Below are 8,672 nucleotides of genomic sequence, written 5' to 3'. Positions count from 1 at the left end.
ACTCGTCCTCCTTGAAAGCTGCACTCTAAAGAAAGCCTTTCTTAAACCAGGTTGGCTTCCTTGATCTACGACATTGAAGATGAGGCCGTTCGCATGGAAGATTCCCCGTCACCGGAGAGAATGCCCTGTCTTACAAATATGTCGCTTGCGAGTTGTTGCGAGATGACCATCTTGCGGCCTTCGCCTTTGTCTGCAGGTCGCACCTGGTTTCGGGGAGACGGTCCGGATGGCACTTTTCGATGACACCAGGAAGCTGGCACTGAGGGGATGCGTCAGGGGCTCCAGATGCCAGCCCTCGAAGACCAGCAGTTCATCGGCGCTCGGCGCCGATATATAAGATCGATTTGCGCGTGAACTTCACGCAGATGGAAAGGGTGACGCCATAGTCGTCCGCGCCGACCTCCAGGCCGCGCACGGGCCTCCAGCCCGCCATTCTTCGAATTCAGTCCGTCTCTTCCAGTCGCGCCTTGTGCGCCATTTCTCCGAGGAAAGTAGTCCCGGCGCCCCCACCGGATTGTCGCGTGGGTAGGCCGACCGGGTCAATTGGTGTGCCAATCCTCGGCGTAACCTCGCAAAACATTTGCATGAGCATATCCATGACCACCGCAACACGCCCATCGGAGATCGAGTAGTATACCTGCCGCGATTGGCGGCGTGTCTCGACAAGGCCCGCCTGGCGAAGTTCCGCGAGTTGCTGCGATAGTGCCGGCTGCTTGAAGCCCAGGTCCTCCTGAATTTCGCCGACCGAACGCTCGCGTTGCGCGATGTGGCAAAGAAGCATCAGCCGGCCTGGCGTGCTGAACAGCCGCATAAACTCGGCAGCCTCGACGACCTTCTCCTGCATTTCTTCGAAAGGAAGAGCGGTACCTCTCATCCGCGCCGCTCCCGATAGTACCAGGATTCGCCTTCATAAGGTTCGTAGGCTTCCTCCATGGAAGCCGAAGCAGGCTCGAGCAGCACATCGCCTTGCTTCCAACCCTCCGGAGTGAGAGCCCCTTCTCTTTCCGACGTCTGCAACGCCTCAACAAGACGCAGCAGTTCGCCAACCGATCTCCCTACGTTCATGGGGTACCAGACGATCGCGCGAATGATGCCTTTCGGATCGATCACGTAGGTAGCGCGAACCGTCCCGCTGTTTTCTGAGGAATTGTCCAACATCCCATAGGCTTTCGCGATCACCATCGCCGAATCTTCGATCAAAGGGAACCGCACCTTGATGCCGAAGGTGCGTTCGATGTCGCGCAGCCAGGCGACATGTGCATAGAGGCTGTCGACCGACAGGCCAAGAAGGTCGCAGTTCAGTTTGGAAAAGTTCTCATGGGCGCGTGCGAACGCGATGAACTCGCTTGTGCAGACCGACGTGAAATCCGCCGGGTGGGAGAAGAACAGGAGCCATCGTCCCCGATAGCTCGAAAGGGACACGTCCCCGGCGGTCGAGCGGGCGGCAAAACCCGGTGCCTTGTCGTTGATCCGCAAAGCCGCCGGCGCGGCCTCCAAACTCTCAGTCATCGCGTTCATTCCTACTCTGCGCATCGTTCTGGCATTGCGAAGCAAGCAAGGCCAAAATACATACTTGCACATTTAATGTAAATATTTATATTAGAAAGACCAAACGGAGAAGATTATGCCCTACTCGGCTATCGATACCCACCTTTCACATGCGTCCGGGATCGTCCGACAAGCGCTTCGGGATCTTTCCAGGCGACCCGAAGTCCAATCGTTCTTCGATCCGGCGACGTTCACCGTCAGCCATGTCGTCCGCGATTCGAATTCGAGGGCCTGCGCCATCGTTGACAGTGTGCTCGACTACGACGCCGCATCCGGGCGCACGACGAACGCGTCTGCTCGCGCGCTTATCGACTATGTAAAATCCGAAGGCCTGGAGGTTCAGTGGCTTCTCGAGACGCATGCGCATGCCGACCACCTGTCGGCCGCTCCGCTCCTGCAAGCCGAACTCGGCGGTCAACTCGCGATCGGCCGCGAGATCGTTCGCGTCCAGGAAGTCTTCGGCAAGATCTACAATGCCGGCACGGAATTTCAGAGGGACGGCAGCCAGTTCGACCAACTCTTCAAGGACGGCGACCGTTTCAAGATCGGCGACCTGGACGCGACGGTTCTCCACGTTCCCGGCCACACGCCCGCCTGTCTCGCCTACGTCGTCGGCGACGTCGTCTTTCCAGGCGACACGCTGTTCATGCCAGACTACGGCACGGCGCGCTGCGACTTTCCGGGCGGCGACGCCCGCACTCTTTATCGTTCCATCAAGCGCCTGACCCAACTTCCCGACGAGGCGCGCATGTTCCTGTGCCATGACTACAAGGCGCCGGAACGGGACGACTATGCCTGGGAGACGACCGTCGGCGCCGAGCGCACAGGCAACATACACGTGCATGAGGGGGTGAGCGAAAACGAGTTCGTCAAAATGCGTAATGAGCGCGACGCCACCCTGGCCATGCCGAAGCTGCTTCTGCCTTCGGTGCAGGTGAACATGCGTGCGGGCAAGCTACCTCCCGCCGAGGACAATGGCATTCACTACCTGAAAATTCCAATCAACGCATTGTAGGCACACATGGAACCCCTGAACTACCTCTGGCCGCTTTCCGGTGGCCTACTGATCGGTCTATCAGCAGCACTCTACCTGCTGCTCGACGGCCGCATCGCCGGTATATCCGGCTTGACTGCCTCCGCGCTTGGATGGGCGAGTGCGGGCATCAGTCCCCTGGGCGTCGGCTTCATTGGCGGGATCGCCGCCGGCGCCACCATCGCATTTACCTATATCAGGCATGCCGAGTTGACGATCGAATCGTCGCCGATGCTTCTCATTGCCGGTGGCCTCCTCGTCGGCTTCGGCACACGACTGGGTTCGGGCTGCACCAGCGGCCACGGGGTCTGCGGTCTGGCAAGATTGTCGCCACGTTCGATCGTCGCGACGGCGACCTTCATGCTGGTCGCGGCAGCGACTGTCTACGCGATGCGCCATCTGATCGGAGGCCTGTGATGACCAACCGTATCCTTGCTTCGATCCTCTGCGGGGTCCTCTTCGGAATTGGCTTGGTCGTATCTGACATGGTCAACCCGGCTCGCGTGCTAGCGTTCCTTGACGTCGCCGGAGACTGGGATCCGTCTCTCGCCTTCGTCATGGGCGGTGCATTGATTCCGTCGTCGCTCGCATACGCGATCAAGCGATATCGATCGCGCCCGGCGTTCGATACAGAATTTCATGTTCCGACCAGCCGCTCCATAGACGCCAGGCTCGTCTTCGGCGCGGGTCTCTTCGGCCTGGGATGGGGCCTGGTTGGTCTCTGCCCCGGCCCCTCGATCGCATCACTCGTCACCGGCCGTTCGGAGGCTGTTTTATTCGCTGCGGCCATGGTTGCAGGCATGTTCGCCTATCAGATCATCCAATCCAGGCAGAACGCGCCGCTTCGGCTTCAGTGAGCACAAGGGGGCCGCGCAGCGGCCCAAGACCACCACCATGTACCTCGATCTAATGCAATATAATCTTGGGGCCGTTTCCGGCGGCCTGGTAGGCTTCACACTTGGGATGTTTGGCGGTGGCGGCTCGATCCTTGCCGTTCCGCTCATGGTCTACTTCGTCGGCGTTCCGAGCGCTCACGTTGCAATCGGGACGAGCGCCTTTGCTGTGGCCGCCAACGCGTTCGCAAACCTCCTCGGGCATGCGAGGCTCGGCAATGTCAAATGGCGATGCGCTGGCGTCTATAGCGTCGCAGGCATCGTTGGAGCCTTCATCGGGTCGACCATCGGCAAGATGATCGGGGGAGAGAAGCTGCTTTTATTCTTCGCCCTTCTGATGCTCGTGGTGGGTGTCCTGATGCTCCGTAGACGCGGAGCGGAAGGCGATCCAGGAGCGCAATGCTCACGCGGAAACGTGCACAAGGTGGCGGGTTTTGGCGGACTGACGGGTATGTTCTCTGGCTTCTTCGGTATTGGCGGGGGTTTTCTCATCGTTCCAGGCCTGATCGCCTCGACCGGAATGCCGATCCTCTTCGCAATCGGATCGTCACTCGTCGCCGTCACGGCATTCGGATTGACGACGGCGCTCAACTACGCCCTGTCCGGATATGTGGACTGGTTGCTCGCTGCAGTCTTCATTGCCGGCGGCGTGGTCGGAGGATTGGTTGGCGCCAATCTCGCCCGGCATCTTTCGGCCCGTAAAGGCCTTTTGAACAGCCTGTTCGCCGGCTTAATCTTCGCCGTTGCCGGTTACATGCTTTATCGAGGTGTCGGCCATGGGTTCACCGCCTGATATCGGACGAAACCAACCTTGGCTTGTCGGACCTCCATTCGCTGCGATTGGTCGAGGGACCTGCTCGGGTCGCCCGCCGGAACGCTGAGCTGGTGGACGAATTCCTTGTGGCGCAGTTTTTGCGCCACTTCGCCTCGTAGTGGCGTCGGGCTAGAACTTTATTGCGAGTCCGAGGATGGGACCTTGCTCTACGACGTCGAAAACAAAACCGCTATCGCTATAATCAACCCCGAGTGCTCGATATCCTGCAATGGCTGAAATTCTATCAGTGAAACTGTAGCCGACGCCCAAGGCGACGTCCCAATCGATGTCGGCTCCGCCGCCGCCGACCAGACCCCATCCGGTGACATAGATCTCTGGAGTAAAGAAATACTTCCCGCGAAGGCCGGCCACGCCATCGACCCATGTGGCGCTGTCGTCGAATTCCCGACCGTGGAGAAGGCCACCGCTGAACGAGAGCTCCGTTTCGACCGACCAGACCCTGATACCGCCGACGATGTCGAGATTCACTGACGGATTCTCAAGTACAGAATAACCGACGCCGAGAAGCCCGGCAAATGTCTTCGCTGTGACCTCGACATCATCCGCCAATATCCCCCGGGGAGTTTCGCCATCGGCAGAGATCTTTGTGTAGATGACGTCGCCGATGACGCTGAAACGGTCGTACCGGGCCTCGCCCGCCGCCATGAACGCGAAATCGAGATTGTCGAGGATATCACCGAAATCGGCATTGACGTGTACTGAGGGAAGCCCGAACTGCGCCGTATCGCCCGATAGCCCAGCCATCCAGAAATACGGAGCAATCGAGAAGGTCCAGCCATCCGCGGCTTCGGCTGGCTTTGGTTCCTGTGTCAGTAGAGGCGATATGTCAGCCGCACGCACCCCCGTGGACGCCAATGCCGCCAAGATCAGCGAGAACCCAACCTTCAAGTATGTCTGCGCCATCGTCATCGACTTCTCCCTCATCTGGGGCCCCGGCCCCGCTCATCACGGTGTCACGGCACACGCGCGCCCTGGCGATGCCGCTGTGGTCAAACACATCTCTGTGCTGTCTTTTGCTGTCCGCTCGTCTGTCCGATCATGCTCGTCGAGTAGTCGGCGCAGTGGACTCAAGACAAACCAAGTGCGGTATAAAGAACGAATCTCCGGCATCGCTGGAATTAAGGCCGCCGGACGACAGTTGCTGACGCTATGCGCAATGCCCACTGCACTTCCCCTCGCGAGTCCCCGAAGCACATCTAAACCGTTCCTCTCGATCTTTTCAACTTCCCTGATAAATTCCCTGCAATTGGGCGTTGATTGATACACATACACCGTTCGCGATTGGCGAAGCTTAACGTCGGGCAGTATTTTCTTGGGATTTTCGGACGCGCGCCCCGCGATGAATCGGTGAACCCTACATCGTCGTTCAAAGAGAATATTGGCGCTGAACGTCTTTTATTGGGTAACCAGTACTCCCGCTCACGAGGCTGCCACGCTCAACGCACTGGATGCGCCAGACGCCGCAGGTCTTCGACGAGGCGAAGGATGCCCGGATCACTCGGAACGAGTGAAAGCAGCCGCTCGGCATAGCCAAGTGCAGCGTCAAAATTTCTAGTGTCCCGATTGAGGGTCGCCAGTGCCAGCAACGCGCCGCGGTCACTCGGGTGACGTACGAGGCTCTTTTCGAGCAACGCGATCGCCTCATCGGTGCGCCCGGCCGAATTCAGAGCAATTGCATAGGCGTAGGCGTATTGCGCCTGGTCGGGAGAGAGTTTGTTGGCTTGACGGAGTTCCTCGAACGCGTCTTCGGAGCGGCCTAACCGGACCAGCGTCAGGCCAAGTGCGTATCGGAGACCGGCATCTTCAGGCGATGCCTGTAGTCCGGTGCGCAGCACCTGCTCGCCATCGAAATCTCGTCCAAGCGCCCGGTAGAGGTCGGCGAGATTGACCGCTGCCGGCGCGAATTCCGGGCTGAGGTGCAGCGCAGCCCGGAATTCGACTTCCGCCTCCGCGGCCATTCCGCGCCGGGCAAGGAAGTTTCCCAGAGTGCTGCGCCCTTCGGGTCGGTCAGCATTGAGACGCTGGGCGGCGACGAACTCGGCCGCTGCCTGATCGAATTGGTGGCGATCGGCAGCCGGCTGGCTCGCTGTGGGAACCGAGGCCAACATCGATACGGTCCTGAGGCGCACGCCCCGGACCGGATCCGATAGCAGGGGCGAGAGGATTGGCCAGAGTTGATCGGCAGGGGCGCCCTCCAGCATATCGAGCGCGCCGATACGCACCATCGGATCGCGATCAGCAAGACCGGACCGCGCCAGTTCGACGTTGGCGGCCGACAGATAGGCGTTCAATTCGGTCAGCACGCTGGCGTGCACGAAACTGGAAGCAGCCGGATCACGCGCAACCACGGCGAGAGGCCTTTCGGCCCCCGCCTCGTCCGTCCATGCTGCATGGAACGCCTCGCCATAATTTTGAAATCCCTTGCGATGCGGGCCGAACCAGCCCTCGACGGCAGCGGCCGCCCATTCGGCCGATTTTTCCCTGTGGCAGTCATTGCAGGCGTTCGGGGTGCCAAGCTTGATCGAGAGGTCCGGACGTGGAATGCGGAAGCTGTGGTCGTGCCGCTGGTCGATCACCATGTAAGTGCGCACGGGCATGTGGCAGGCGGCGCAGGCAAGCGGCGCCTTCGCCTCATCATGGTGGCGGTGGGCCACGGTTTGGTACCTCTCCGGCATATGGCACTGCGCGCAAACACCGTCCTCCGGCGCGCGCAACATCGCACTGTGCGGATCATGGCAATCGCTGCAGGTGACACCCTGCGCAAACATCTTGCTCTGTTTGAAGGGCGCATAGTTGTAGGTCTCCTCCCTGTCGCGCATCTGGCCGTCAGCATGAAATAACGAGCGATCGAGGACGGAGACATGATGGGTGTCGGACAGTGGTGATCCCGGCACCCAATCCTCGGAGAACTGACTGCGGCGTGCATGGCAAAGGCCGCACGTCTCGACCTCCTTGCGCACGGCTGACGGCGGCTGGCTGCGCGTCGGCAATCCGGTCGCGGGATTCGCTGTCCAACTCACTCCCTTGCGCTCGTCGAAGCGCACGACGAGCCCCTTCTCCGGGTCGTCCCGCCCTTTAAACGGCCACCAGCTCTGCTTTGCGCTGGCCCAGGCGACGTGGCGCGAGCCTTTGCCGTGACAAGTCTCGCAGCCGACGCTGATCTCGGCCCAGCTCGTCGCGAACCGATCTTTGTCGGCGTCATAGTTCTTGCGCACGCCGGTCGAGTGGCACTCGGCGCACATGAAGTTCCAATTCTGGTTAAGCCTCGTCCAGTGCAGGATATCGCGGTGGCCGATCGGCTCGTCTGGGTAAAGGTGGAACCATCGCTGCCCGCCCTCGGCCTTCGGTCGGCTGTCCCAGGCCAGCGGCAGTGCCTGAATGCGTCCATCAGAAAATTCAACCAAATACTGCTGTAGCGGCTCGACGCCGAAGGTGTATTTGACCTCGAACGCGGCAAGCTTACCTTCTGGCCCATCGGTCTCGACCATGAACTTTTCGTCTTTGCGGAAAAAGCGAGAGTGGACGCCGAAGTGGTCGAGGCTGGCATTGTTGAAATCGCCCAACACGGTTTTGTCGGTCGCGTGGTCCATGGCGCGCTTGTGCTGGGAGGTACGCCACAGCTCTGCCTCGGCCTGGTGGCAGCCGGAGCACGTATCGCTGCCGACGAAAGTGGTCGGCAATACGGGATCTGTGGATTTTGGTCTGTCGCTCGTTTCCAGCCCATAGAGGAAGCCGCCGACAATGACGATCAGTGCTGCGGCGGCTACCGCAATATACCGTCTGATGTGTGTGCTGAACGCCGGCGGGTGCGGCTGCCCAGCTTGAGAAGGAGTAGTCGCGGTGCCGCGCTTTGTGGAGCCGCTGAGCTTCCTCCTGGATCGTCTATTCCTCAATGCCTGCGCCTCCCACAGCGGCATTTCGCATCTTATGTTCCTCCGACGGAGCTTGCTACTTTCCAGCGGAAGGCGGCCGTCGTCGGCTTTCTCGATGTTGCTGTCAAGGACCTCGATGGTGGTGAGCGTGTCGCCGGAGCGCTTATGATCCTTGAGGACCATCGCGTCGTCAACGGTTGACGCCTCCTTGATCGAAACCGTTGCGCTCGGCAGGCAGGTTGTGCGCTCTGCCCAAATGCCGCGACCGGAGCGAATGCAAACACGAGAATTGTCAAAATCTGCGAAGTGCCAGTCAATGCGCCCTTCCCAAAAAACTCGACGTTCCGATCTGTCTGTATATCCCCGCCCGAACTTGCTCAAAACCACGCCCTGCGTGGCCTCTCTCTCACCGAGGATCGACATCCACGAATTGATCAAGCTCGATATCATAGCGTGATCTCATCTTGGTTGAAGGCTTCGATTGTACTTCT

The 8,672-nt window shown here is 59.9% G+C and carries 8 protein-coding genes; 4 read left to right on the top strand and 4 right to left on the bottom strand.

Annotation, left to right across the window (positions count from 1 at the left end; all coding sequences use genetic code 11):
* Positions 1 to 442: 442 nt before the first annotated feature.
* A complete protein-coding gene (locus BN77_RS11680; RefSeq protein WP_007531965.1) occupies positions 443 to 874 on the bottom strand; it encodes an ArsR/SmtB family transcription factor in 432 nt (143 codons plus the stop codon).
* Positions 871 to 1,509, bottom strand: a complete 639-nt coding sequence (locus BN77_RS11675; protein WP_007531963.1) for a peroxiredoxin — start codon at positions 1,507 to 1,509, stop codon at positions 871 to 873. The genes BN77_RS11680 and BN77_RS11675 overlap by 4 nt, the downstream gene beginning before the upstream one ends.
* 115 nt (positions 1,510 to 1,624) lie before the next feature.
* On the opposite strand from BN77_RS11675, the gene BN77_RS11670 reads away from it, so the two are divergent.
* From BN77_RS11670 to BN77_RS11655, 4 genes are read left to right on the top strand one after another with little or no spacing between them, the layout of a single operon-like run.
* Positions 1,625 to 2,563, top strand: a complete 939-nt coding sequence (locus BN77_RS11670) for an MBL fold metallo-hydrolase (RefSeq protein ID WP_007531958.1) — start codon at positions 1,625 to 1,627, stop codon at positions 2,561 to 2,563.
* A 6-nt stretch (positions 2,564 to 2,569) separates the two neighbouring features.
* A complete protein-coding gene (locus BN77_RS11665; RefSeq protein WP_007531956.1) occupies positions 2,570 to 2,998 on the top strand; it encodes a YeeE/YedE family protein in 429 nt (142 codons plus the stop codon).
* Positions 2,998 to 3,438 carry a YeeE/YedE family protein gene (locus tag BN77_RS11660; protein ID WP_007531954.1) on the top strand — a complete coding sequence of 147 codons (441 nt, stop codon included), beginning with the start codon at positions 2,998 to 3,000 and terminating at the stop codon, positions 3,436 to 3,438. The genes BN77_RS11665 and BN77_RS11660 overlap by 1 nt, the downstream gene beginning before the upstream one ends.
* A gap of 37 nt (positions 3,439 to 3,475) precedes the next feature.
* Positions 3,476 to 4,267, top strand: a complete 792-nt coding sequence (locus BN77_RS11655; protein ID WP_007531952.1) for a sulfite exporter TauE/SafE family protein — start codon at positions 3,476 to 3,478, stop codon at positions 4,265 to 4,267.
* A gap of 150 nt (positions 4,268 to 4,417) precedes the next feature.
* Here the strand turns inward: BN77_RS11655 and BN77_RS11650 are convergent, their stop codons facing one another.
* Positions 4,418 to 5,218 carry a hypothetical protein gene (locus BN77_RS11650; protein WP_007531950.1) on the bottom strand — a complete coding sequence of 267 codons (801 nt, stop codon included), beginning with the start codon at positions 5,216 to 5,218 and terminating at the stop codon, positions 4,418 to 4,420.
* A gap of 527 nt (positions 5,219 to 5,745) precedes the next feature.
* A complete protein-coding gene (locus tag BN77_RS11645; RefSeq protein WP_007531949.1) occupies positions 5,746 to 8,631 on the bottom strand; it encodes a tetratricopeptide repeat protein in 2,886 nt (961 codons plus the stop codon).
* Positions 8,632 to 8,672: the final 41 nt, after the last annotated feature.

The sequence above is a fragment of the Rhizobium mesoamericanum STM3625 genome (assembly GCF_000312665.1).
GTDB lineage: Bacteria > Pseudomonadota > Alphaproteobacteria > Rhizobiales > Rhizobiaceae > Rhizobium > Rhizobium mesoamericanum.
The sequence above is the reverse complement of the archived record's forward strand: the minus strand, read 5'-3'. Positions and strand labels throughout refer to the sequence as shown.